This window comes from Nocardiopsis alba DSM 43377 (assembly GCF_000341225.1).
Taxonomy (GTDB): Bacteria; Actinomycetota; Actinomycetes; order Streptosporangiales; family Streptosporangiaceae; genus Nocardiopsis; species Nocardiopsis alba.
On sequence record NZ_ANAC01000021.1, the window covers coordinates 70,211 to 93,990 of the forward strand.

20 protein-coding genes and 1 tRNA gene are annotated in these 23,780 nt (G+C 70.1%); 9 read left to right on the plus strand and 12 right to left on the minus strand.

Translation table 11 applies throughout. The annotated features are described in order from the left end of the window. The first annotated feature begins 130 nt into the window (after nucleotides 1–130). Nucleotides 131–631: a transcription elongation factor GreA gene (gene greA, locus D451_RS0120750; protein WP_014913051.1), complete on the plus strand. Its 501-nt coding sequence runs from the start codon at nucleotides 131–133 to the stop codon at nucleotides 629–631. A 208-nt stretch (nucleotides 632–839) separates the two neighbouring features. Next, nucleotides 840–1,376: an RDD family protein gene (locus D451_RS0120755; protein ID WP_017535845.1), complete on the plus strand. Its 537-nt coding sequence runs from the start codon at nucleotides 840–842 to the stop codon at nucleotides 1,374–1,376. A gap of 423 nt (nucleotides 1,377–1,799) precedes the next feature. On the opposite strand, the gene D451_RS0120760 is transcribed toward D451_RS0120755, so the two are convergent. Further along, entirely contained in the window at nucleotides 1,800–3,146 is a 1,347-nt protein-coding gene (locus D451_RS0120760) for a hypothetical protein (protein WP_017535846.1), read from the minus strand. Nucleotides 3,147–3,288: 142 nt separating this feature from the next. Beyond that, the gene (locus D451_RS0120765) at nucleotides 3,289–4,443 is read right to left on the minus strand and encodes an FIST signal transduction protein (protein WP_017535847.1); all 1,155 of its coding nucleotides are present in this window, start codon (nucleotides 4,441–4,443) and stop codon (nucleotides 3,289–3,291) included. Between the two features lie 133 nt (nucleotides 4,444–4,576). On the opposite strand from D451_RS0120765, the gene D451_RS0120770 reads away from it, so the two are divergent. Further along, complete coding sequence (locus tag D451_RS0120770; protein ID WP_014912276.1) at nucleotides 4,577–5,998, plus strand: sigma 54-interacting transcriptional regulator; 1,422 nt, start codon at nucleotides 4,577–4,579, stop codon at nucleotides 5,996–5,998. 88 nt (nucleotides 5,999–6,086) lie between these two features. Beyond that, the gene (locus tag D451_RS26765) at nucleotides 6,087–7,088 is read left to right on the plus strand and encodes a VWA domain-containing protein (protein WP_017535848.1); all 1,002 of its coding nucleotides are present in this window, start codon (nucleotides 6,087–6,089) and stop codon (nucleotides 7,086–7,088) included. 1 nt (nucleotide 7,089) lies between these two features. Here D451_RS26765 and D451_RS0120780 read toward each other — a convergent pair whose 3' ends face one another. Together D451_RS0120780 and D451_RS0120785 are read right to left on the minus strand one after the other, a co-directional pair. Next, on the minus strand, nucleotides 7,090–7,884 hold the full coding sequence (locus D451_RS0120780; RefSeq protein ID WP_017535849.1) for a GntR family transcriptional regulator: 795 nt from the start codon (nucleotides 7,882–7,884) through the stop codon (nucleotides 7,090–7,092). A gap of 8 nt (nucleotides 7,885–7,892) precedes the next feature. Continuing rightward, nucleotides 7,893–8,624, minus strand: a complete 732-nt coding sequence (locus tag D451_RS0120785; RefSeq protein WP_017535850.1) for a GntR family transcriptional regulator — start codon at nucleotides 8,622–8,624, stop codon at nucleotides 7,893–7,895. A gap of 301 nt (nucleotides 8,625–8,925) precedes the next feature. Here D451_RS0120785 and D451_RS0120790 point away from each other — a divergent pair, with 301 nt between their 5' ends. Beyond that, entirely contained in the window at nucleotides 8,926–9,183 is a 258-nt protein-coding gene (locus D451_RS0120790) for a hypothetical protein (RefSeq protein WP_017535851.1), read from the plus strand. A gap of 132 nt (nucleotides 9,184–9,315) precedes the next feature. On the opposite strand, the gene D451_RS0120795 is transcribed toward D451_RS0120790, so the two are convergent. The 3 genes from D451_RS0120795 to D451_RS0120805 form a co-directional block, all read right to left on the minus strand. Next, complete coding sequence (locus D451_RS0120795) at nucleotides 9,316–10,461, minus strand: cystathionine gamma-synthase (protein WP_017535852.1); 1,146 nt, start codon at nucleotides 10,459–10,461, stop codon at nucleotides 9,316–9,318. Nucleotides 10,462–10,605: 144 nt separating this feature from the next. Next, on the minus strand, nucleotides 10,606–11,334 hold the full coding sequence (locus tag D451_RS0120800; protein ID WP_017535853.1) for an acyltransferase: 729 nt from the start codon (nucleotides 11,332–11,334) through the stop codon (nucleotides 10,606–10,608). A 182-nt stretch (nucleotides 11,335–11,516) separates the two neighbouring features. Next, nucleotides 11,517–12,884 (minus strand): cystathionine beta-synthase, encoded by a 1,368-nt coding sequence (locus D451_RS0120805; RefSeq protein WP_017535854.1) that lies wholly within the window; start codon nucleotides 12,882–12,884, stop codon nucleotides 11,517–11,519. A gap of 305 nt (nucleotides 12,885–13,189) precedes the next feature. On the opposite strand from D451_RS0120805, the gene D451_RS0120810 reads away from it, so the two are divergent. From D451_RS0120810 to D451_RS0120820, 3 genes are all read left to right on the plus strand, one after another. Beyond that, complete coding sequence (locus D451_RS0120810) at nucleotides 13,190–14,251, plus strand: SGNH/GDSL hydrolase family protein (RefSeq protein WP_187294452.1); 1,062 nt, start codon at nucleotides 13,190–13,192, stop codon at nucleotides 14,249–14,251. Between the two features lie 46 nt (nucleotides 14,252–14,297). Beyond that, on the plus strand, nucleotides 14,298–15,518 hold the full coding sequence (locus tag D451_RS0120815) for an acetyl-CoA C-acetyltransferase (RefSeq protein WP_017535855.1): 1,221 nt from the start codon (nucleotides 14,298–14,300) through the stop codon (nucleotides 15,516–15,518). Nucleotides 15,519–15,767: 249 nt separating this feature from the next. Continuing rightward, nucleotides 15,768–16,019, plus strand: a complete 252-nt coding sequence (locus D451_RS0120820; RefSeq protein ID WP_014911938.1) for a DUF4287 domain-containing protein — start codon at nucleotides 15,768–15,770, stop codon at nucleotides 16,017–16,019. A gap of 72 nt (nucleotides 16,020–16,091) precedes the next feature. On the opposite strand, the gene D451_RS0120825 is transcribed toward D451_RS0120820, so the two are convergent. The 3 genes from D451_RS0120825 to pruA form a co-directional block, all read right to left on the minus strand. After that, nucleotides 16,092–17,012 carry a Bax inhibitor-1/YccA family protein gene (locus tag D451_RS0120825; RefSeq protein WP_017535856.1) on the minus strand — a complete coding sequence of 307 codons (921 nt, stop codon included), beginning with the start codon at nucleotides 17,010–17,012 and terminating at the stop codon, nucleotides 16,092–16,094. Between the two features lie 156 nt (nucleotides 17,013–17,168). After that, on the minus strand, nucleotides 17,169–18,095 hold the full coding sequence (locus tag D451_RS0120830; protein WP_017535857.1) for a proline dehydrogenase family protein: 927 nt from the start codon (nucleotides 18,093–18,095) through the stop codon (nucleotides 17,169–17,171). Between the two features lie 192 nt (nucleotides 18,096–18,287). Further along, nucleotides 18,288–19,913, minus strand: a complete 1,626-nt coding sequence (pruA, locus tag D451_RS0120835; protein WP_017535858.1) for an L-glutamate gamma-semialdehyde dehydrogenase — start codon at nucleotides 19,911–19,913, stop codon at nucleotides 18,288–18,290. 221 nt (nucleotides 19,914–20,134) lie between these two features. Here pruA and D451_RS0120840 point away from each other — a divergent pair, with 221 nt between their 5' ends. Next, nucleotides 20,135–21,916, plus strand: a complete 1,782-nt coding sequence (locus D451_RS0120840) for a PucR family transcriptional regulator (RefSeq protein WP_014912592.1) — start codon at nucleotides 20,135–20,137, stop codon at nucleotides 21,914–21,916. Between the two features lie 217 nt (nucleotides 21,917–22,133). Here the strand turns inward: D451_RS0120840 and D451_RS0120845 are convergent. Both D451_RS0120845 and D451_RS0120850 read right to left on the minus strand, forming a co-directional pair. Beyond that, a tRNA-Leu gene (locus tag D451_RS0120845) sits at nucleotides 22,134–22,207 on the minus strand. A gap of 179 nt (nucleotides 22,208–22,386) precedes the next feature. Beyond that, entirely contained in the window at nucleotides 22,387–23,763 is a 1,377-nt protein-coding gene (locus tag D451_RS0120850; protein ID WP_014909010.1) for an NAD(P)/FAD-dependent oxidoreductase, read from the minus strand. Between the last annotated feature and the right edge of the window lie 17 nt (nucleotides 23,764–23,780).

A 23,780-nucleotide genomic window follows, 5' to 3' on the forward strand; every position in this document is an offset into this window, starting at 1 on the left:
GATCGACGACCGGGGGTGGGGTCCGGACCCCCGAGAACACGACACCGAGCGCGATCGCGCTCGGTGATATTCTCGTAAGTTCAGCTCTGGCCGCCTGGTGGCCTTTGCTACGAGTACACAAGGAGTTCCCGTGACCCAGACCCGCGATGACAACGTCACCTGGCTCACCCAGGAGGCGTATGACCGGCTCAAGGGAGAGCTGGACCACCTGTCGGGGAGTGGGCGCATCGAGATCGCGGAAAAGATCGAGGCCGCCCGGGAAGAAGGCGACCTCAAGGAGAACGGCGGCTACCACGCCGCCAAGGAGGAACAGGGCAAGATGGAGGCCCGCATCCTCCAGCTCACCGAGATCCTGCGCACCGCGCGGGTCGGCGAAGCGCCCCACACCGAGGGCGTGGTCGGCCCCGGCATGACCATCACCGTCAAGTTCGACGGGGATGACGAGGAGGTCACCTTCCTGCTCGCCTCCCGTGAGGAGAGCGGCTCCCCCATCGACGTGTACTCCCCCAAGTCCCCCCTCGGCTCCGCCATCAACGGCAAGCGCGTGGGCGAGAGCGTCAGCTACACCCTGCCCAACGGCAAGAGCCTCGGCGTGGACATCATCGACGCGGTCCCTTACAGCGGCATGTGAGACCACGACCGAACGAGGTCCGATCATGCGCGGAGGGGCGGCACCGGCCGCCCCTCCGCGCATGTGTCGTGCTCGCTCCACCACGGCTCTGGGTACTCTGCGGAGGCGTCCCCCGATCGCTGAGACCCCTCCGAACCGAGAGAGCGGCAGCCGTATGTCTTCTCCCCACTGGCACCCGCACGGCCCCCACCAGGGTGGACCTCACCCTTTGAACGGGGGGCGGGCCCCCGAGGGCCCCTCGTACCCCGCGGTCCCTCGAGGGGAGCCCGGACGCCCTGGGAACGCCCCGACCCCCGCGGGTTTCGGACTACGTCTGACGGCCCGGCTGATCGACTACCTCTTGGCCGCCTTCACCGCGCTCCTCTTCTTCATGCTGATGGCCGGCCTCGTGGCGGTGCTGACCGGGAACCCGGACGGCACCGACGGCGAGGTCAACGTCTGGATCTTCCTCTTCTTCTTCGGCTGGGGCGTGCTGCTGTTCTTCTACGACTGGCTCTATCTGGTCACCTGGGGGCGCACGCTCGGCAAGATGATCGTGGGCATCAAGGTGATCGACGCCGGAGGCGGCGACCGCCTCGGGCAGAAGCAGGCGGTCGTCCGTTCCTCCCTGTTCTGTCTCCCCCAGACCCTCCCCTGCCTCGGCAACATCGTCTCCCTCGGCCTGGCCATGGGCATGCTCAGCGATGACCGTGCGCGGGCCGTGCACGACCGCGCCGCCGGCACCCTCGTCGTCAAGACCCGCTAGCGCGCCCCCGACCAGGGGGTGTGACCCGCACCCGCCCTCCCACACCCCCAGGGGTGTGACCGGTTCGCGGTCTCCTACCTCGCCACGGGGGGTTGCCCGTTCGGGCGCCGGCGGGGTTCTGGAGGTGCCGTAGGTGGGGTCGCGAGGTACGAGTGACCACACCGAAGGTGCCGAAGGTTCCCGCCTCCCCTGGCGCCCGAACACGCGCCGAAGCGCCGGCGGAGGCGCAAAGCAAACACTCTCGGCCCCCGACCCCCAGCAGGGTGTAACCCGCGCCCACCCTCCTACCTCGACCCCCTGTGGTGGCCGGTAGGCGGTCTCCTACCCCGACCCCCTGAAGTAACGTCCACCCGCCCTCCCACCCCACCATGGGATCGCCCGAACACGGCCCGAAGCGAAGCGGAGGGCCAAAGCGAACACAGATCAAGGCTTGCCGGGAAGGCAGTACGGGGCCTCGGACCCCCCTTGGGCGAAGGCCGCGGGGATGTAGTGGCCCTCACCGATCCGGTACCAGACGTCGCTGACGCCGTTGGGGCCGGTGGCGGGGTCGCCGATGACCTGGCAGGCCACGTCGACGTTGGCCTTGTGCGCGGCCAGGCCGATCGTGTCGTAGTGGGTTCCCGGTCCGGTGCGCACGATCACCGGGTCGCTCTGGGTGGCGGTGGTGACCTCCGCGCGGTCGCGGTATTCGGCGGTCCACAGGTAGTCGACCTCCACCCAGCCGTTGGTGGGCAGTTGGAGGCCTTCGTTGAAGGCTCCGTCGGCGAGGTCGATGCCGGCGGGGTTCTGTACGCGGCGGCCGAAGCCGTCCAGGCCGTCGTTGTGCCCCTCGGTGTAGGCGGCCTGGGCCTGGGGGCGACCGCGGTCGAGGTCGCGCCAGGACTCGCGATCGTCGTTCCAGTGGTCGTCGGTGATGTTCCAGGGGCCCACGTCCCAGACCGGCAGGTAGGCGCAGCGCGGGTCGTGGTTCTCGGTGTCCCCCTCGGCCTTGGGGCCCAGTGCTCCGGTGCTGCACACTCTGACCGTGTATTCGCCGCCGCCTCGGGTGGAGAGCCCTCGGCGCGAGGGCAGGGCGACGAAGTGGTCGTCGGGGCGCACCGTGTGGCCGTTGGCGGTGGTCTCGCCCACGAGTCCGATCCTGGTGGCGAAGAGTCGGGCGGAGAACGGTCGGGGCACGTCGTCGCCCTTGGCGGCCTCTCCCATGCCTCCGTCCGAGATCTCGGAGTCCGAGGAACCCTTCGGGGTCTCGTCGGTGGTCGCGACGGAGGACTCCACCGGGCGCACGCGCACCTCGTCGACGGAGGCGCCGCCCTTCTCGGCCTTCGAGGACACCTCGACGCGCACCTGGACCTCGTCGACGGCCTCGGGGAGGACGACACGGCCTCCCCCGCTCCGGGTCTGCTGCCATTCGGTCCACATGCCGTCGGCCCGGTGGCCCCTCGCCTCGGTGAGGACCTCCTCGGCCTCGCCCGTGGTGCGGACGGACACGTCGACGGTGTCGGTCGGTTCGGGCAGTTCCTGTTCGGGGAAGGTCGCGAGGCCGGTGCGTCTCTTGGTGGTGTCCAGGCGTGGTGAGGCCCCCAGGTCCTCGGCCGTGTCCAGGCGCAGCGCCCCCGACGCCAGGGTCATCCCGATCCGGTCCGCGGAGGAGAGGTCCTGTTCGAGCCAGGACGCCTCGGCGGCGGCCGTTCCCGGGGTGACCATAGGGGCCAACAGGGCGAACGCCCCGAGAGCCAACAGAGGTGTGGTGGTGCGCCGGTTCTGCGCCATCGTTCCTTCTCTCGCCAAACACTCAAAGTGATGAAAACAGTCACTCTTAGTAATCACCTGAAGGTGGGCACACTCAAGGAACCCACGGCGGGGTGTTGGTGATACGGCGGTAAAAGTCCGACTCGGAAGGGTCCGTACCCGGTCAGGGGGCGAAGGCCAGGAGGCAGGCGGTGAAGCCCTGAACGTGGTTCGCGCCCGAGACGGGACCGATCTCACCCGCCGCGAAGAAGCCCGCGACCGGGGCGGCCCCGAGGGTGCGCCGGACGGACAGGACGTCGTGGTCGGCCCGGGGGAACAGGGAGGCGCCCCGCCCGTCGCCGGAGAAGAGCAGTCCGGCGCCGACCGCGTGCTCGGCCCCGAACTCCGCGAGCCGACGCGCGAGATCCTCGTCCGCGGTGTCCGCGTCGTGGACCTGGAAGCGGACCGTCTGTCCGACCTCCACCATGTCGCCGATGGTGAGCGCGCCCAGTTCCTCGTCGGCGCTCACCAGGCTGCGGATGAGGAAATCGCCCTGTTCGTGGTGGTCGGCGTACTCGTCGACCGCGATGCCCAGGTGCAGCCCCTGCTCGGCCAGTTCACGGTCCTCGTCGGAGAGCCGCTCGACCAGGCTCTCCAGCCTCTCGTAGGCGTTGACCCCGGCCAGTTCCATCACGAGGTTGCCCTCGGCCTTGGTGACGGTCATGTTGGGCCCGATCGGACGGCAGCCCTGGCTGACCACGGTGCCCAGCACACCGTCCCCGCCGACCAGGACCCCCACGGCACCGTTGAGGGCCACCTCTCCCTCGCAGAAGAGCCGGACCGAACCCTCGCCCCGCAGGCCGTCGGCCATACCGCCGACCAGCGGCAGCCCTCCCAGGGCCGCGGTGGTCTCGCGGACGAACGCCTGGGTGGGGAACTCGTAGGGGTTGGTGAGCAGGATGCCCACCCGATCGTTCGGGCTCGGTTCGCGCATGCCGACCACGGCGAGGTGGTCCCCCTCGACCATGGTGTCCAGCCAGAACGGGGTGAGCTCCACCCCGGGGAGACGGGCGCACCATACGCTGACGGCGCCCTGACCCTCGACCCCTCGGCCCCCACCGATCACACCGGTGGCGCTGCACCCCAGGGTGACCGCTCCCCCGGACAGTTCCATGACCCGGGTGCCCGCGAGCGTGACCTCCTCCGGGTCCTCACCGCTGACGAAGAAGCACACGAGGTCGGCGGGCCCGTCCACCTGCTCCAGGGCCTGGAGTACGGCGCGCTCGGCCGCGTTCACGAGGTCGGCCCCCGTCGTCAGAGCATCGCCGAACCTTGCCACACCGCCACCCCGCCTTCACCGACCGCGCGGCCGGCTCTGGAGACCTTGTCGTCCCATTCTTCCATCCCTGCTTCAGACAGGGACTTTCCTTCAGCCGCCCCCTCAAACCCCCGACGGGCCTACACTGCTTGCCGTGACCCACCCCCCGTCCCCTCCGAGCGGGCTCCCGAGCACACGTGGCGCCCTGCGAGAGTCCGGCCATGTCCATCGTTCCACCTCGGCCGAGATCCGGGAGAACCTCTTGGCCCGGATGGGCGCGGGCCTGCCCCGCTTTCCGGGGATCCACGGGTTCGACCGCACCGTCCTGCCCGCGTTGGAGCGCGCGTTGCTCGCCGAGCACGACGTGGTGCTGCTGGGCGAACGCGGCCAGGGCAAGAGCCGCCTGATCCGTACCCTGGCGGGGTTGTTGGACGAGTGGTCGCCCTCGGTGGCCGGATGCCCGATCAACGACCACCCCTACGCCCCTGTCTGTCCGGTGTGCGTACGTCGGCTATCGGAGGAGGGGGACCGGCTCCCCGTCCGCTGGCGGGGTCGGGACGAACGGTACGGAGAGAAACTCGCCACGCCCGACACCGGCACCGCCGAGCTGGTCGGCGACGTGGATCCGGGTCGATTGGCCGAGGGGCGTTCACTGGGCGATCCGGAGACGATCCACTACGGCCTGCTGCCGCGCGCCAACCGGGGCGTCCTCTGCGTCAACGAACTCCCCGACCTGCCGCCCCGGGCCCAGGTGGCGCTGTTCGACGTGTTGGAGGAGCGCGACCTCCAGATCCGCGGATACAGTCTGCGGCTGCCGCTGGACCTGGTGCTGGTGGCCAGCGCCAACCCCGAGGACTACACCGGTCGGGGCCGGATCCTCACCCCGCTCAAGGACCGTTTCGGTTCTCAGGTGCGTACCCATTACCCGCCCGACCTGGAGCACGAACTGACCCTGCTCGGGCAGGAGGCGCGGCTGCCGGAGGGCACGGTGGTGCCCTCGCATCTGTTGGAGACGGTGGCCCGTTTCGCCCGGCTGGTCCGGGACTCCGCTCGGGTGGATCGACGATCGGGGGTCTCGGTGCGTCTGACCGTGGCCGCCGCCGAGACCATGGCCGCGTCGGCCCTGCGCAGGGCGGCTCTGACCGGCGAGGACGCTCCGGTGGCCCGGGTCTGTGATCTGGCCGGCGTGGTGGAACCTCTGTTGGGCAAGGTCGAGTTCGAGATCGGCTCCCAGGGGCGCGAGTTCGACGTCCTGGAGACCCTTCTGCGCAGGGCCGTGGCCGAGACCTTCCGGTCGCGCCTGGGCGAGGCCGACCTGGACCCCCTCGGCGACCGTTTCTCCGGCGGGGGCACGGTGGAGAGCGGGGACCTGGTGGGCGCGGCCGAACTGCTGCGCAGGGTGGGGACGGTACCCGGACTGTCCGGGTTGATCGAGCGGGCGGCGCCCGAGGAGGAGGACGGCCCGCCCACACCGGGGCTGGCCGCCTCCGTTCTGGAGTTCGCGTTGGAGGGCCTGTACCTGGAGCGCCGGTTGTCCAAGGACACCTCGGCCGACGGGGGTGTCTACCGTCTCTGAGCGGTACGGGCCGACACGGCGGGGCGGGGCTCCCGGGGCCGGAGGGACATGGTCCCGTTACCGGTCCTACTCGGGCGGGCCCGACCCCTTGGCCGACGAGGACCGCTCCGACGCCGGGGGTTCGACACGAGAGGAGGCGTCGACCGATCGCGGCCCCTCGGTCCCGTCCGAGGGGTACGCGGCCGTTCCACCGGGCCGCGGGGCGAGCGGCCCCGCCGTCCCCCTGTGGCCCGGGGCCCGGTCCGGACGCGAACCGACCTCGGCCGAACTGCGCCGACTCGGTGAGGAGGCTCTTCGGGAGATCGAGGCGGCCGCCGGGCCGGCCCCCGGTTCCCGTCCCGGCGTCTTCGGGGCTGGGGGTGAGCCGACCGGGGCGAGCCTGCCCCGCGACGAACTCGACCGTCCTCTGGACCCGGTCGCGAGCGTGCGCGAGGCGGTCCTGCGCCGTGCCGCGGGCGGCGTGGCCGAGGGCCGGGCCGCGCTGCTCTCCGAGGATCTGCGGTACGCCGAGACCGGACCGGAGCGTTCGGCGTCGGTGTTCCTGCTGGTCGACCTGTCCCCCTCCATGGCGATCCGGGGATTGCACGAGGCCGCCGCGCGGACCGCCTTGGCCCTGCACGCCCTGGTCCGGACCCGGCACCCCGAGGACCGGGTGACGGTGATCGGCTTCGGGGAGCGCGCGCGGGAGATGGGCCCGGTCGACCTGGTCGCGCACGAGGGACCTCGCACACCCGGCACCAATCTGCACCACGCCCTGCGGCTGGCCCGTACCGGGTCGCGGTCGCGTCGGGGCGCCCGCCGGGCGGTCATGGTGATCACCGACGGAGAGCCCACGGCCCACCTGGACGAGGAGGGCCGGCCCCGATTCTCCTGGCCGCCCTCTCCTCGTACGGCGGAGGTCACCGGCGCCGAACTGGACGCGACGCTGGCCGAGGGCGCCGAGGTGACGTTCTTCCTCATGGCCGACGACGAGCGTCCGCGCGCCTTCCGCCGCTCGCTGTCCGAGCGGCCGGGCGTACGGGTCGTGGACACGACCTCGGAGACACTGGGCCCCGCGGTGATCGGCCGTTATCCGCGCGGGTCCTTCTGAATCAGCGTTCGAAGACGTTGACGTCCGGGTCCGGCAGCCACGAGCTTTCGGGGACCTCGCCGCCCGCGTAGAGGAGCTGATGGCGATCGGCCGGCATGAGCGTCACGGTGAAGCGCAGGGGGCGCTCCCCTTGGTAGACCACCCGTTCCTGGAGAAGCAGAGGGATACCCGGCCCCATGCGGAAGGTCTCGGCCTCGCTCGTGGAGGGCATCCGGGCTCCCACGATGTCGCGGTTCCACTCCTCGTGGAAGCCGAGTTCGCGCAGGGCCGCCCCGACCCCCTCGTTCAGGTGCTCCGGGGACATCAGCACGGTGCCTCCGGCGATCCCGAAGGGCAGGTAGGTGATCTGGGACTGCCACAGGGCCCCGTCGACGTAGCGGTTCGAGGAGCGGATCACGACCAGTCCGCTCCCGGGCTTCTCGCCCAGACGTCGGGCCACCTTGGCCCGCATGGTGTCCAGGCTGACCTTGACCCTCTCGTCGACGTCGAGGTGACCGGCCTTCCGGAGGTGGGCGCGGTAACCGCTCTCGAAACGTTCGGAGTCCTCCCCCGAGAGGGGGGTGGCCAGGTGGATGATCGGCCGGGGGTCGGCGGCGAAGGCACCGCGGCCGGCGACGATGGAGATACGTCCCTCGTCCTGGAGGAGGCGCATCCCCAGACGGGCGGTGGCCCGGGAGACGCCCAGCTCCTCGGCGAGCTCCTCCTCCCCCGGCAGTCGTTGGCCCGGTTCGAAGTCGCCCCTGGCGAGGGCCTCGCGGAGATGATCGGCGACAAGGGTCTTCTTCGACATGCTCATACGCTGTGTCAATCCCGGTGGTAGGCCTTGAGATCGCCGTGCTCGAACTGGTAGCGGATGCTGTGCCCGGCGTACACAGTGTGCACCAGGCGGATGGGCCGCTCCGTCGAATAGTCGGTCCGGTGGACGGTCAGGACGGGGACGCCGGGCGGCAACTCCAGTTCGTCGACCTCCTGGGGAGTGGGCATCCTGGTGGCCAGCTCGTCCACGTAGCCCACCTGCCGGTGTCCGTGCTCCATGAGGACCTCCAGGGCGCTCTCCACGTCCTCAGGCAGCATGAGCGGGGTGTTCTCGACCAGGTCCATCGGATAGAACGCGGAGCTGATCGATCCGGAACGGCCGCCGGAGAACCGGTGCATGCGTCGCACGACGGTCATGGTGCCCTCGGGGACGCGCAGGCGGGAGGCGACGGCGGTGTCGGCGCTGAGGAGTTGGAGCTCCTCCAGGGTCAGGCCGCTCATGTTCGACTCGTTGAGCCCACCGGGCCCGCCCTTGCCCCGGGTGGCGTAGAAGGTCTCCGGTACGACGTCCTGGACGTAGTGTCCACGCCCCGGCCTGCTCACGATGAGCCCCTGGTTGCGGAGCATTCCCAGGGCCAGGCGGACGGTGTTGCGCGAGGCCTCGAAGCGCTCCTCCAGCTGCTTCTCCGAGGGGAGTTGGCCGCCGGGGGGAAGGCTTCCGCCCTGGATCTCCCTGCGCAGGGTTCGAGCGATCTGTCGATATCGGCTTTCGGCCCGCATAAGTCCGCCCCCTCGAGGGTATAAGACCAACACCTCAGCTTGTACCAACAAGCTGAGCGGTATTACCAACAGAACAGGTCCATCGGGTTCGATCGAGCCCATCCTATAGAGGAACGCCACTCTCGGTACACGCCGAGTTCACCCCCGACGACCCGGTTCCGACCCCACCGGGCACCGCCACCACAGAGGCCTCTCACACCCCACTGGAACAGGGAAAAGATGAGAACCGCTGCCACGTCTCCCTCACGCACGAGGGGGCCGTACAGGAGCTGACCCCACCCCTTCCCCAAAGGAGAACACCGTGGAGACCACGTTCATCGTTCTGATCCTCGTCGGCATCGTCCTGCTCGGCCTGTCGGCCGGCTTCCTCCTGGCCATCTCCATCGGGATCCGCCGCCAGGACCGTCGAGGCGGTTACCGCTCCCTGCGCGACGAGGAGCTCGACAGCACCCTGGGCAACACCGGGCGCTACATCTGTGGCCTGCGCTTCCGCGAGCGACGCCCCGCCGCGGCCCCCTTCACGGCCCCCTCGGAGGACCGCGCTCCGACCGCGGCCTGAGCACCGGACCACCCCGCCCGAGACCACGCCCACCCCGCCGGGACCACGCGGGGGACGAACCCCGAGGACGCCGCGCCGGGCCCGGCCGAAAAGCCGGGGCACCCGCGCGGCAGCGCCGCGCGGGCCCACGACTCAGCCCTCCAGGGCCTGCTCCAGGTCGGCGACCAGGTCGTCACCGGATTCGATGCCCACCGAGATCCGCACCAGGTCCGCCGGGACCTCCAGCGCCGAACCCGCCGTCGAGGCGTGTGTCATCCGGCCCGGGTGCTCGATGAGCGACTCGACCCCGCCCAGGGACTCGCCCAGGGTGAAGACCTTCGTCCGCTCGCACAGCTCCAGCGCAGCCTTCTCACCGTCGCGCAGCTCGAAGGAGACCATCCCGCCGAAGGCGCGCATCTGCCGCTCGGCGATCTTGTGGCCCGGGTGGGAGTCCAGCCCCGGGTAGTACACGCGCCGTACCGCCGGGTGCCCTTCGAGCGCGGCCACGACCCGCTCGGCGTTCTCGCTGTGCCGGTCCATCCGCACGCCCAGGGTCTTGACCCCGCGCAACGTCAGCCAGGCGTCGAAGGGGCCCGCGACCGCGCCCATGGTGTTCTGGTGGAAGGCCAGCCGCTCCCCCAGTTCGGCGTCGGCGACGATCAGCGCCCCGCCGACCACGTCGGAGTGGCCGCCGACGTACTTGGTGGTGGAGTGCACGACCACGTCGGCGCCCAGGGTGAGGGGCTGCTGTAGGTAGGGCGAGGCGAACGTGTTGTCAACGACGTGGAGGGCGCCGCCGTCGTGCGCGATCCGCGCGACCGTCTCGATGTCGGTGATGCCCAGGAGCGGGTTGGTGGGCGTCTCGGTCCACACGACCTTGGTCTCGGGACGCATCGCCGCGCGCACCGCCTCGACGTCGGTCTGGTCGACCGCGTCCCAGGAGACGCCCCAGCGCTCGACCACCTTGGAGATGAGGCGGAAGGTACCCCCGTAGGCGTCACCGGGGATGATGATGTGGTCGCCCGGGGAGAGCACCGTGCGCAGCAGGGTGTCCTCGGCCGCCATGCCGGAGGCGAAGGCCAGCCCGCGCGCGCCGGACTCAAGCGCGGCCAGGCACTCCTCCAGGGCGGTGCGCGTGGGGTTGGCGGTGCGGGAGTACTCGTACCCCTGGCGCAGTCCGCCCACGCCGTCCTGGGCGTAGGTACTCGTCTGGTAGATCGGCACGACCACGGCTCCGGTACCGGCGTCCGGTTCCTGGCCCGCGTGGATGGCCCGTGTTTCAAACCCGTCGAACTTCATGGGGCCACCCTAGTACCCGGATACCCCTCCAGACCCCCTGTCAACAGGGAGATCTCACGCCTCACACGCCCCATCGCGACCATACGACTCCGACGGTCGGACATTCCGGACGGAACCTTCTTCGCCCGGCCCGCGAGCGGCTTCTCAGGTCGGCGGGAAACGGGTGGCCGATCCCGGTTCCGGGGGCTCGACCGGAGCCTCGGGAGGCAGACCGGTGACCGGGGTGGGGACCCGGGTGGGGGTCCCCGACTCGCGCAGCGGCGGATCCCAGCCGAGCTCGGGGTCGTGGCGGCGCACGACCCGACCGGGGATCCCGGCGATGACGGCGTGATCGGGGTAGGTGCCGGGCCGCACCACGGTTCCGGCGGCCACCACCGAGTTCCTCCCGAGGTGGACACCGGGCAGGATCACGGAGTTGGCGCCGAGCCAGCTTCCCGCGCCGATGCTCACCGGAGCGTCCACCGGCCACTGGAGGCCGACGGGGATCTCGGTGTTGGAGTAGGAGTGGTTCTGGTCGGTGATGTAGACGTAGGGGCCGGTGTAGACGTGGTCGCCGATGTCGATCGACTTGTGTGCGACGACGTGCGAACCGCGGCCGATCGCGCATCCGGAGCCGATCCGGACCACGGTCCCCTCACCGAGGTCGTAGTCGGGGCCCATCCCGGCGGCCAGGGTGATGTCACCGCCCAGGACGGTGTGCACCCCGATCTCGATCCAGGGTTCGCCGTACAGCGTGGCCACGGGGAAGGCGATCGCCGAACCGGTACCGAAGCGGGCGAACCGCCGGGCCGCCTTCGACTCGGCCCGGATCGCGCCGTGGTTCCGTGCGTACGACCAGACGGAGCGGATGATCCAGGACAAGAGCCGAGACACGCGCGCACCTACTTATTACCGATCGGTAATTCCGACTCGAACATTAGCAGTGTCCGAGTATGCGGCACTATGTCGGGCAGGCGAACACCGGGTCCCGAACGACGCTCGGTATGACGCGCGAACGTTCGAGAGACCGTCGCACGCGCCGGGGCGGACGCTCGCGCGACCGCCCCGGCGACCGGTCAACCGGACAGGTGGGCCAGCAGGTCCTGACGGGTGAGAATGCCCACGGGCTTACCGTCGCGCAGCACCACAAGGGCCCCCGAGGTGCGCAGCAGGCGGACACAGTCGCTCACCGGCGTACCGGTGCCGACGGTCGCCAGCGGCCGACCCATGTGCGTCTCCACCAGGTCGTCCAGCTCGGCCCGACCGTCGAAGAGGGCGTCCAGCAGGTCGCGCTCGGCGATGGAGCCCACGACCTCGGCCGCCATGACCGGCGGCTCCTCCTTCATGACCGGCAGCTGGGAGACGCCGTACTCGCGCATGATCGCCACGGCGGTCCCGACCGTCTCGTCCGGGTGGCTGTGCACGAAGTCGGGCATCTCGCCCTCCTTGCCGCCCAGCACCTGGCCCGCCGTGGCCTCCTCGGTCTCGGCGGACAGGAAGCCGTAGTCGGCCATCCACTCGTCGTTGAAGATCTTGCCCAGGTAGCCGCGGCCACCGTCCGGCAGCAGCACCACGATGACGTCGTCGGGGCCGGCCGTCTCGGCCACACGCAGGGCCGCCTCGACCGCCAGACCGCAGGAGCCGCCGACCAGCAGCCCCTCCTCCTTGGCCAGACGACGGGTCATCAGGAACGAGTCCTTGTCGCTGACCGCCACGATCTCGTCGCAGATCGCCGTGTCGTAGGTGCCCGGCCAGATGTCCTCGCCCACACCCTCGACCAGGTACGGACGGCCTGTGCCACCCGAGTAGACCGAACCCTCCGGGTCCGCGCCCACGATCTGCACCCGGCCCTCGGAGGCCTCCTTGAGGTAGCGACCGGTACCGCTGATGGTGCCGCCGGTACCGATACCCGCGACGAAGTGCGTGATGCGCCCCTCGGTCTGGTCCCAGATCTCCGGACCGGTGGAGTGGTAGTGCGATTCCGGGTTGTTCTCGTTCTCGTACTGGTTGGGCTTCCAGGCGCCGGGGATCTCCCGGGCGAGCCGGTCGGAGACCGAGTAGTAGGACTCGGGGTGCTCGGGGGCGACCGTGGTCGGGCAGACCACGACCTCGGCGCCGTAGGCGCGCAGCACCGACAGCTTGTCCGGCCCGACCTTGTCGGGGCAGACGAAGACGCAGCGGTAGCCCTTCTCCTGGGCCACCAGCGCAAGGCCGATACCGGTGTTCCCGGAGGTGGGCTCGACGATGGTCCCGCCCGGCTGGAGCTCACCGCTCTTCTCGGCGGCCTCGACCATCCGCAACGCGATACGGTCCTTCACCGAACCGCCCGGGTTGAAGTACTCGACCTTCGCCAGGATCGTCGGGGCCAGCCCCTCGGTGACCTTTCGCAGGCGGACCAACGGGGTGTCCCCGACCAGGTCGATGAGTGAGTCGTGTACCCGCAACTTCGCTCCTTAGCGTCATGGCGACCGGGTCTTCGGCCCGCCGGTCTCGTGTGTCCCCGGTGACGTCCGAGGCGGGTGGGCCGGATTCCGGTTCCCACATCCTGAACTCTAAGCCGTGTGGGCCGCGGACGCTCCGCCCGTTCGACCCGGTACGGAGTACCTCGCCGAGCCGCGTAGGTCCGCTGACCCCGAGGATCGGATTGTGTACCGCCGAGGTACGTGACCACCGGGTTCCCCACCGGTAACGTCGAATCGTAACCGGCCCGCACGCGGCCGGAGACGGGTCCGACGCTTCAGGGGTGCCGATGCTCAGAGCCGCACGAGCGCGACGCATCGCCGCCGCCACCGCGTTCGGCGGTGGCGGACTCACCCTCGTGGGCGGTGGAACCGTCGCCCTGCTCTACCTCCAGGCCCGGCTGGCCGCGAACGCCATCGGCACCACCCAATGGAACCGGCCCCGGGCCGACGGCCTGTACGGGACCGGTGAGGGGCCGCCGCTGCGGCTGCTCATGATCGGCGACTCCACCGCCGCCGGGTTCGCCGTGACCAGGTCCCGGGAGACGCCCGGCGCCCTGCTCGCCGCGGGGATCTCCGCCGCCTCCGACCGTCCGGTCCTGCTGCGCTGCCCCGCCACCCCGGGCGCCACCTCGGCCGACCTGGCCGGACAGGTGGAACGGGCCGGGCCCCACCACCACGACGTGGCCGTGGTGTTCATCGGCGCCAACGACGTGATCAGGCGTGTACGCCCCAACGACGCCGTCGCCTCGCTGCGCGAGGTCACCCGTGATCTGGTCGCCGCGGGCACCCCGGTGGTGGTGGCGACCTGTCCGGACCTGGGCACGGTACGGCCCATCGGCTGGCCATTGCGCTCGGTGGCCCGACGGGCCTCCCGCCAACTGGCCGCCGCCCAGACCATCGCGGTCACCGAGGCGGGCGGCCGTACGGTCTCCCTGAGCGACCTGCTCGCCGACGACTTCCGTTCCGATCCGCTCGCCATGTTCGGCCCCGACCGCTTCCACCCCTCGGCCCGCGGATACGCGCAGGCCTCGTTCGCCGTCCTGCCGTCCGCCTGCGCCGCTCTGGGCCTGCTCCCCGAACTCGACGAGGAGGAGACCACCCGCGGTGTCCTGCCCGTCGACCGGGCCGCCGTGATGGCCGCCGAGACACCGGGCACGGAGGTCACCCGGGCCGGCGATCGGACCGTGGACCGACGTCACGGAAAGCGCCCCGCGTTCGTCCGCGGCCCCTTCCGGCTCATGCCGTCGTCACGCGCCGTGCCCGCCGAACCCCGCGAGGAGACGGACGACGAGAACGTCGGCGCGCCCAGAGCGACCCCGGGTGGCGCGGAGGAGCCCCGTCCGGGTTAACTGGTCGGTAACAAGTTGTGCCGTGACCCGAACAAGGACGAGGAACATGCCCGAAGCAGTCATCGTCGCCACCGCGCGTTCCCCCATCGGCCGAGCCTTCAAGGGCTCCCTGAAGGACATCCGCCCGGACGACCTGACCACCCAGATCGTCGGCGCGGCCCTGGCCAAGGTGCCCGAACTGAACCCCGAGAGCATCGACGACCTCATGCTCGGCTGCGGCCTGCCCGGCGGCGACCAGGGCTTCAACATGGCCCGCGTCGTGGCCGTCCAGCTCGGCCTGGACACCGTCCCGGGCACCACCATCACCCGGTACTGCTCCTCCTCGCTCCAGACCACCCGCATGGCCTACCACGCCATCAAGGCCGGTGAGGGCGACGTGTTCATCTCCGCCGGCGTGGAGACCGTCAGCCGCTTCGTCAACGGCAGCAGCGACAACCCGCAGAACGAGAACCCGCTCTTCGCCGACGCCAAGGCGCGTACCGAGAGGCGCAAGGAGGGCGGCCAGGGCACCTGGACCGACCCCCGCGAGAACGGCGACCTGCCCGACGCCTACATCGAGATGGGCCAGACCGCGGAGAACGTCGCCGAGCTCACCGGTGTCTCCCGCGAGCGCCAGGACGAGTTCGCCGTCCGCTCGCAGAACCTCGCCGAGAAGTCGCTCGACAACGGCTTCTGGGAGCGCGAGATCACCCCGGTGACCCTCCCCGACGGCACCGTGGTCTCCACCGACGACGGCATCCGTCGCGGCACCACCTACGAGAAGGTCTCCCAGCTCAAGCCGGTGTTCCGTCCCGACGGCACCGTCACGGCCGGCAACGCCTGCCCGCTCAACGACGGCGCCTCCGCGCTGGTCATCATGAGCGACACCAAGGCCAAGCAGCTCGGCATCACCCCGCTGGCCCGCGTCGTCTCCACCGGTGTGACCGGCCTGAGCCCCGAGATCATGGGCCTGGGCCCGGTCGAGGCCTCCAAGCAGGCCCTGGCCCGCGCCAACATGGCCATCGGCGACATCGACCTCGTCGAGATCAACGAGGCCTTCGCCGCCCAGGTACTGCCCTCCGCCGACCGACTGGGCATCGACATCGACGCGCAACTGAACGTCAACGGCGGCGCCATCGCCATCGGCCACCCGTTCGGCAGCACCGGCGCCCGCATCACCGGCACCCTGCTCAACGGCCTGCGCACCCACGACAAGACCTTCGGTCTGGAGACCATGTGCGTCGGCGGCGGCCAGGGCATGGCCGCCGTCTTCGAGCGCCTCTCCTGAGTCCTCGTAGCGCCTTGGAGGGCCCCGGACCCCGTGTCCGGGGCCCTTCGTGTTCCCGTCGTCCGTCGTGAGGGTGCCGGAACACGTGCCGGACCGCTCCCCCTCCCTCCGGTTCGGACGAAGGACCGACGAAGGTGAACGTTCCCGCTCGGGAAGGGTAAAAGCCGGCCTCCGGGACTTGTCCACTCGGTGTCCGTGGGGCATGGTCGCAGGTGAGTGCCACACGCCCAACGCACAGCGGAGGTGCCTATGTCGGTAGCCCACTCGCCGGAGATCCACGCAAAGCTCATCGAACGCATCCCGGTCGTGACCGGCCGGGGACTCCACGAGTGGTTCGACTCACTCGACCAGGGGCCGGGACTCCTGCGCAAGGCGGACCGGACCTACTGGCTCGCCGACGAGTACGGCCTCACCCACGGATACGCACGCGCGATCGTCACCGAGTACGACCGTCGCCGCCGCGACCGGTCGATCCCGGCCCCGCGCCGCTCCGCGACCTGACCCGACACACGTGAAGGGGCCGCCCCCGGATACTCCGGAGGCGGCCCCTTCACACGTGCGAGGACGCTCGCGTCAGTCCGCGAACATCGTCTTGATGATCCAGAGCAGACGCAGGATCTCGATGTAGAGCCAGACCAGGGAGACGGTCAGACCGAAGGCGAACTGCCAGGCGAACTTGCCCGGAACGCCGGCGTTGACGCCCTCCTCGATACCGCGGAACTCCACGGCCAGGGTCAGGGCGGCCAGGACGACGAACACGACGCCGATGCCCAGACCCAGCCAGGTGGGCTCGCGCAGACCGAGGCCGCCCGCCATGAAGAAGCTGAGCACGAAGTTGATCAGCATCAGGGCCGCGGCGCCGATGACCGCGTAGGTGACGGCCTTCATGAAGCCGTCGGTGACCTTGATGATGCGGAACTTGTACAGGGCCAGCATCACGGCGAAGACCGCGACCGTACCGATGACGGCCTGGGTGACCAGTGTCGCGCCCTCACCGGGGGTACCGGTGGCCATCTCCAGCTGAGTGGCGAGCAGGGCCGAGAGGCCACCGACGAACAGACCCTCCAGAGCCGCGTAGATCAGGATCGCGACCGGGTTGGTGATCTGCTTGAACGAGATGACCAGGCCCAGGACGAGCCCGCCGAGCGCGCCCAGGACCATCAGGCCGAGGCTGAGCCCCGGGCTGAACGGGTCGAAGAGGAAGTAGTTGAGAACGCCGAAGAGAGCGACCACGCCCAGGGTCATACCGGTGCGCACGACGACGTCGTCGATCGTCATCGGCTGGTCGCCGGCCGCCTGCTGCGGGTAGGTCTGCTGGGGATAGCCCTGCTCGGGGTATCCGGGCTGGCCGTAACCCTGCTGCGGGTACGGCTGTCCGTACCCCGGCTGCCCATAGCCCTGCGGACCGTAACCGGGCTGACCGTAGCCCTGTTGGGCCCCGGACTGTTGTTGGAGCGCTCGCTTGAGGACGGGGTTGGAACTCCGCATCCGCATGTCTAGTAATGGCCTTTCACGCGTGGATTGCTGCCCACAAGTTAACGTACGGGTCGGACAGCGGGTTCCGACGTCGAGGTCACCGTTGAGACACGGGAACGAGAGCGCCCGCCGCACCATCGAGGGTACGGCGGGCGCTCGGGGTCTCGGCCCCCGCTAACTACGGGTGACCAGGGAACGGGCCAGGAACAGCACGTTCGCCGGACGCTCGGCCAGACGACGCATGTAGTAGCCGTACCACTCGTCGCCGTAGGGGACGTAGACGCGCATGCGCTTGCCCTCGGCGGCCAGACGCACCTGCTCGTTGTCCCGGATGCCGTAGAGCATCTGGTACTCGTAGTCGTCCGCGCCCCGACCGTTGGCGGCGGCCAGCTCACCGGCGATGGCGACCATGCGCGGGTCGTGCGAGGCCACCATCGGGTAGCCCTCGCCCTCCATGAGGACACGCAGCGCGCGCACGTAGGCCTTGTCCACCTCGTGCTTGTCCCGGAAGGCCACGGACTCGGGCTCGTCGTAGGCGCCCTTGCACAGTCGGACCCGGGAGCCGGCGCCGCTCAGGTCGCGGCAGTCGGCCTCCGTGCGGCGCAGGTAGGCCTGGAGCACCGCGCCCACGAACGGGAAGTCCTCGCGCAGCTCGCGCAGGATGCCCAGCGTGGAATCGGTGGTGGTGTGGTCCTCCATGTCGAGGGTGACCGTGGTGCCGATCGCCTTGGCGGCCTCGGCGATGGCGCGCGCGTTCTCCAGGGCGATCTTCTCGCCGTCGCGGTTCAGGAACTGACCGACCGCGGAGAGCTTGACGGAGACCTCGGCACGGTCGCCCAGACCGGCCTCGCCCAGAGCGGCGAGCAGGTCCTGGTAGGCGGTCACCGTGGCGGTGGCCTGGGACATGTCCGTGGTGTCCTCGCCCAGGAAGTCCAGGGTGACGTACCGGTCACGGGCCAGGTCGCGGACGGCCGGCAGGGCCTCCTCCTGGGTGGCACCGGCGACGAACCTGGTGACCATGGCCCGGGTCATGGGAGTGCGCTCGACGACCTTGCGGCAGGTCGTGGACCTGGCCGCGAGCAGCAGGGGCTTGCGAAGCATGGAGACCTCGAAGAAGACGTGCGCGAGCCGGTGGCTGGCGCGGGCGAAGCACGACCGGTCGGTGTGCCGACGGCGGCGTTGGGTTCCTCGGGGGGTGGAGGGGCCGGGACACGACTCCGAACGTGGGGGTCGTGTCCCGGCCCGAGGGGACGCGCCCCTTCCGGGGAAGGGGAAGAGGGCGCGTCCCGTGTGTCACCCCTGGTGGGGGTAGGAGGAGACCGTCGGCGCGACGAACGTCTCCTTGATGGCGCGCGGGCTGGACCAGCGGGACAGGTTCTGGGCCGAACCCGCCTTGTCGTTGGTACCGGAGGCGCGACCGCCGCCGAAGGGCTGCTGACCGACGATGGAGCCGGTCGGGCGGTCGTTGATGTAGAAGTTGCCGGCGGTGAAGCGCAGGGCCTCGGTCGCCTTGGCCACGGCGGCGCGGTCGGTGGCCAGGACGGCACCGGTCAGGGCGTAGGCCGAACCCTCGTCGACGACCTTGAGGATCTCGTCGTAGCGGTCGTCCTCGTAGACGTGGACGGCGACGATCGGACCGAAGTACTCGGTGCGGAAGACGTCGTTGCCCGGGTCGGTGCCCTCGATGATGGTCGGGCGCACGAAGTAGCCGACGGAGTCGTCGGCGGTGCCACCGGCGATGATCTCCAGGGTCGGGTCGGACTTGGCGTCCTCCAGGACCTTGGCGAGCTTGTCGAAGGAGCGGCGGTCGATGACGGCGCCGACGAAGTTCGACAGGTCGGTGACGTCGCCCATGGTGAGGGCCTCGGTCTCGGCGACCAGGGCGTCACGGGTCTTCTCCCACACGGAGCGGGCGACGAAGACGCGGGAGGCGGCCGAGCACTTCTGACCCTGGTACTCGAAGGCGCCGCGGACGATGGCGGTGCGCAGGACCTCGGGGTCGGCGGAGGAGTGGGCGACGATGAAGTCCTTGCCACCGGTCTCGCCCACGATGCGCGGGTAGGAGCGGTAGTTGGAGATGTTCTCGCCGACGCTCTTCCACAGGTGCTGGAAGGTCTTGGTGGAACCGGTGAAGTGGACACCGGCCAGGTCCGGGTCGTTGAGGGCGACGTCGGAGACCGCGAGGCCGTCACCGGTGACCATGTTGATGACGCCCGGGGGCATGCCGGCCTCCTCCAGGAGGCGCATGGTCAGCTCGGCGGCGAACTGCTGCGTGGGGGACGGCTTCCACACGACCACGTTGCCCATCAGGGCCGGGGCGGTGGGCAGGTTGCCCGCGATGGCGGTGAAGTTGAAGGGGGTGATCGCGTAGACGAACCCCTCCAGCGGACGCTGCTCCATGCGGTTCCAGACGCCCTTGACGCTCAGCGGCTGCTGCTGGATCAGCTCGCGGGCGTAGGAGACGTTGAAGCGCCAGAAGTCGATCAGCTCACAGGCCGCGTCGATCTCCGCCTGCTGCACGGTCTTGGACTGGCCGAGCATGGTGGCGGCGTTGATGGTGGCGCGCCAGGGGCCGGAGAGCAGCTCGGCGGCGCGCAGGATGATCGCGGCGCGGTCGTCGAAGGACATGGCGCGCCAGGCGGGGGCGGCGGCCTTCGCGGCGGCGATGGCGTCGCGGGCGTCCTCGTGGGTGGCGTTGCGCATCGTGCCCAGGACGGCCGCGTGGTTGTGCGGCTGAACGGCGTCGATCGGCTCACCGCCGCCCATACGGCTCTCGCCGTTGATGCGCATCGGCAGGTCGATGCTCTCGCGGCCGAGCTCCTCGAGCTTGGCGACGAGCTCGGCGCGCTCGGCGCTCCCGGGCGCGTAAGAGAGAACGGGTTCGTTCACCGGCAGCGGGACGTTGGTCACGGCGTCCATGGGCACCTCCCTGGAAAGAATGTCCCTGAACGAGCAGGGTTGGGCTGTTTCAACGGTCTCAGAATGTGAAAGCCCCCACGTTGTGGACCGGGCCACTCTTTGCCGGCCTTATTTGTTCACCAGGACAAACCGAGGCACTCACGTGGCCTGCGCATCCTCCACCCCACCCTCACCACTCCAGTAGTGTCATCCCTCGGAGGCGACTGTTGAGGAACGACATCATGCCTGGTCATCCAGGAGAGGATGAGGAGACGGACACGGGGCTGCCGCTACGACGGCTGCTCCTGTCCCTGGGCGACCCCATCGTGGACGTGGCCGCGGCCCCCGCCGGCCTGGATGTTCAGGTGGACAACGTCGTCATCCTCGACCCCGAGGACCGCGTCGAGGCCCGGGAGGGCGACCTGGTCCTGTTGATCGGGGTCCGCGGCGGTCAGGCCCGACGCATCGTCCGCACCCTGGCCGAGCAGGGCGCGACGGCGGTCGCGGTCAAGACCAGCGCCCACCCCCAGCCGGAGGAGGTCCTGCCCCCGCCGAGCGACCATCGGAGCGGCCGTTCCCAGCGCGCCACCGACGAACTGCGCGCTCTGCGCACCGAGGCGCAGGAGAGCGGGATCGCCCTGCTGGCGGTCCGCCCCGAGGTGCGATGGGAGCAGCTCCAGTCGGTGTGCCGGAGCATCGTGGACGACGCCCGACCGACCTCGTCCGAGGATCTGGGCGAGGCCAGCGGCGATCTGTTCTCCATGGCGCAGACGATCGCCCGGCTCACCGGCGGTCTGGTGAGCATCGAGGACTCCGCCAGCCGGGTGCTGGCCTACTCCAGCGGCGCCGAGGTGGACGAGCTCCGCCGCCTGTCGGTCCTGGGCCGGCAGGGCCCCGAGTCCTATCTGGCGCTGCTCCGCGAGTGGGGGGTGTTCGCGAAGCTGCGCGCGGGCGAGGAGGTCGTACGGATCGACGAACACCCCGAGCTGGGCATCCGTCGCCGACTGGCCGTGGGCATCCACGCGGGACGCCGCCCCTTGGGCTCGATCTGGGTGCAGGAGGGCGAACGCCCCCTGTCCGAGCACGCGGAGGAGGCCCTGCTGGGCGCCGCCCGCACCACGGCGTTGCAGATGATCCGGCAGCGCAACCAGACCAACGCGGGCCTGAGACTGCGCGAGGATCTGCTGTCCAGCCTGTTGGAGGGCCGGATCGACGCCGCCGCTCTGGCCGACACCGTGGAGGTGCACACCGACCGGGCCGCACTGGTGGTGGCCTTCTCCCTCCGGCACGGTTCGGGCGGGGGCGAGGACCCCGAGGGAGGACCGATCGAGGAGCGTCCGGACCGTCCCGAACGGGAGCTGCGCCGTCGCCAGCTGATCGACCTGGTGTCGGTGCACACCGCCGCCTACCGGCGTAGTTCCCTGGTCACCGAGTTGAGCGGTCGGGTGTACGTTCTGCTTCCCGACCTGCCCCGGGGGCCGAGCAGGGAGGCTCCGCGTTCCGTAGAACACTCGGTGCTGGCCCTGACCCGCAAGACGGTGACGGCGGCCAGATCCGCGCTGGGGTTGCACGTACGGGCGGCGGTGGGTTCTCCGGTGGAACGGCTGGGCGACGTGCCCGAGTCCCGGGCCGAGGCCGACCGGGTGTTGGACGCGATGGGCCGCGACCTGGACCGGGGCACCGACTGGGAGGTGGCGACCATCTCGGATGTGCGCTCCCGTGTCCTGATCAGCGAGACCCTCGCCCATCTGCGCACCGATCCGTCGCTACGGGATCCGAGGGTGAGCCGGCTGATCGAGCACGACCGGGGCGGCGGCGCCGACCTGGTGCACTCTCTGTTGGCCTATCTGGAGGCCTTCGGGGACGCTCGCGCGGCGGCGGAGCGGCTGCACATCCACCCCAACACGCTGCGCTACCGGGTGCGCCGGGCGATCGCGGTCAGCGGGATCGACCTGTCCGATCCGGGGGAGCGCCTGTTCACCCAGCTCCAACTCCTGATGGAGCAGCAGTCCCATGGGGTGTGACCGGCACGCGGTCTCCTACCTCGCCACGGGGGGTCGGTGCACGCGGTCTCCTACCCCGGCCACGGGGGTTGCCCGTTCGGGCGCCGGGAGTGTTCTGCAAGACGAGTCGAGCCGCCCGCGAGGAACGAGCCAGGCGTGGACGAGCATGAAGAACGCTCCCTCCCCTGGCGCCCGAACACGCGCCGAAGCGCCAGCGGAAACGCAGAGCAACACAAAGTACCCCCGGTCGGACTCGAACCGACACTTGTGACCCTTTTAGGGGGCCTGCCTCTACCATTGGGCTACGAGGGCGTGCCCATCATACCGGGCGGGCCGATTGCCCACTTTGGTTCGGCTTGGCCGGATGGGGACACGAAACGACCGGCTTCCCGAAGGAAACCGGTCGTTTCGCGTTCGATCGCGTCCGTCGATGGTGCGGTGAGTGGGCGTCACCGCGTTCTCTCACCGTGCGGGGCGACGCTTTTCCCCGGTCAGCTCACGCGACGCAGGTGTCCGTCCTCGACCTGCGGGCGGCTGGCCTCTTCGAAGGCCTGGCGGGGCTCGGACATCTCCGGGAGCGCGGCGAAGTCGCGGCGCAGGAAGAGGGCGAGCGTCCAGTCCGAGAGGACCCGCAGCTTGCGGTTGAAGGTCGGGACCGCGAGCAGGTGGTAGGAGCGGTGCGCGTACCAGGCGAGACGGCCGTTGAGCTTGATCTTGCCGAAGAGCTGAGCGGCGCCCTTGTGCAGGCCGAGGCCGGCGACGGCGCCCAGGTTCTTGTGCTTGTAGGCGGTCAGGTCGTTGCCGCGCAGGGTGGCGATGATGTTGTCGGCCAGGACCGGGGCCTGGCGGACGGCGTTCTGCGCGTTGGGCGGGTAGTAGCCGCCGTTGCCGTCGGGCACCTGGGCGTTGTCGCCGCCGGCGAAGACGTTGTCGGTGCCGTTGACCGTGAGGTATTCGCTGGTGTCGACGTGACCCTTGGGGCCGAGCGGCAGGTCGCTGGCGGAGACGACCGGGCTGGGCTTGACGCCCGCGGTCCAGACCAGGGTGCCGGCGTCGAACTCGGTGCCGTCGCTGAGCTTGATGTGCTGGTCGACGGCGGACTCGAGGAAGGTCTTGAGGCGCACGTCGATGTCACGGCGGCGGAGCTGGTTGAGGGCCTTGCCGCCGACCTCCGGGCCGACCTCGGGAAGGATCTTGTCGGCCGCCTCGATGAGGTAGAACTTGACCTCGCTCTGGTCGATCGAGGGGTAGAGGCGGACGGCGTCGCGGACCAGGTCCTCGAGTTCGGCGATGGCCTCGGCTCCGGCGAACCCGCCGCCGACGAAGACGAAGTTCAGCGCCTTGGCGCGGATGTCCTTGTCGTCGGTGGAGTCGGCGATGGTGAGCTGGTTGAGGACGTGGTTGCGCAGGTAGGCCGCCTCTTCGACGGTCTTGATCCCGATGCCCCACTCGGCCAGGCCGGGGATGGGCAGGGTACGCGAGACCGCGCCGGCGGCCATCACGAGGTAGTCGTAGTGGAGGGTCTGCGGCTCGCCGACGTTGGGCTCGTAGCGGACCGTGTTGTCGGCGTGGTCGATACGGACGACACGTCCGCCGAGCACGCGCACCCGGTCGAAGACCTTGCGCAGCGGGACGACCACGTTGCGCGGGGAGATGTTGCCTCCGGCGGTCTCCGGCAGGAAGGGCTGGTAGGTCATGTAGGAGTTGGGGTCGATGACGGTGATGCGGGCTTCACCGGCCCCGAGCTTCTTCTCCAGCCGCCTCGCGGTGTACATCCCGAGGTAACCGCCGCCGACGATGAGGATGTGCGGGATCTCCGCCTCGTCCCCGCCGCCGTGTACCAGCCGGTAGTTCCTGCTCTCGGTCATCGCATATCCGCCCTAAC

Coding starts and splice junctions, on each gene's coding strand:
- D451_RS0120785 (WP_017535850.1), bottom strand. CDS start 8,624: ATGCGGGCCGAAAGCCGATATCGACAGATCGCTCGAACCCTGCGCAGG.
- D451_RS0120825 (WP_017535856.1), bottom strand. CDS start 17,012: ATGCGGATGCGGAGTTCCAACCCCGTCCTCAAGCGAGCGCTCCAACAA.
- D451_RS0120840 (WP_014912592.1), top strand. CDS start 20,135: ATGCCTGGTCATCCAGGAGAGGATGAGGAGACGGACACGGGGCTGCCG.
- pruA (WP_017535858.1), bottom strand. CDS start 19,913: ATGGACGCCGTGACCAACGTCCCGCTGCCGGTGAACGAACCCGTTCTC.
- D451_RS0120820 (WP_014911938.1), top strand. CDS start 15,768: ATGTCGGTAGCCCACTCGCCGGAGATCCACGCAAAGCTCATCGAACGC.
- D451_RS0120780 (WP_017535849.1), bottom strand. CDS start 7,884: ATGAGCATGTCGAAGAAGACCCTTGTCGCCGATCATCTCCGCGAGGCC.
- D451_RS0120810 (WP_187294452.1), top strand. CDS start 13,190: ATGCTCAGAGCCGCACGAGCGCGACGCATCGCCGCCGCCACCGCGTTC.
- D451_RS0120830 (WP_017535857.1), bottom strand. CDS start 18,095: ATGCTTCGCAAGCCCCTGCTGCTCGCGGCCAGGTCCACGACCTGCCGC.
- D451_RS0120815 (WP_017535855.1), top strand. CDS start 14,298: ATGCCCGAAGCAGTCATCGTCGCCACCGCGCGTTCCCCCATCGGCCGA.
- D451_RS0120850 (WP_014909010.1), bottom strand. CDS start 23,763: ATGACCGAGAGCAGGAACTACCGGCTGGTACACGGCGGCGGGGACGAG.
- D451_RS0120760 (WP_017535846.1), bottom strand. CDS start 3,146: ATGGCGCAGAACCGGCGCACCACCACACCTCTGTTGGCTCTCGGGGCG.
- D451_RS0120795 (WP_017535852.1), bottom strand. CDS start 10,461: ATGAAGTTCGACGGGTTTGAAACACGGGCCATCCACGCGGGCCAGGAA.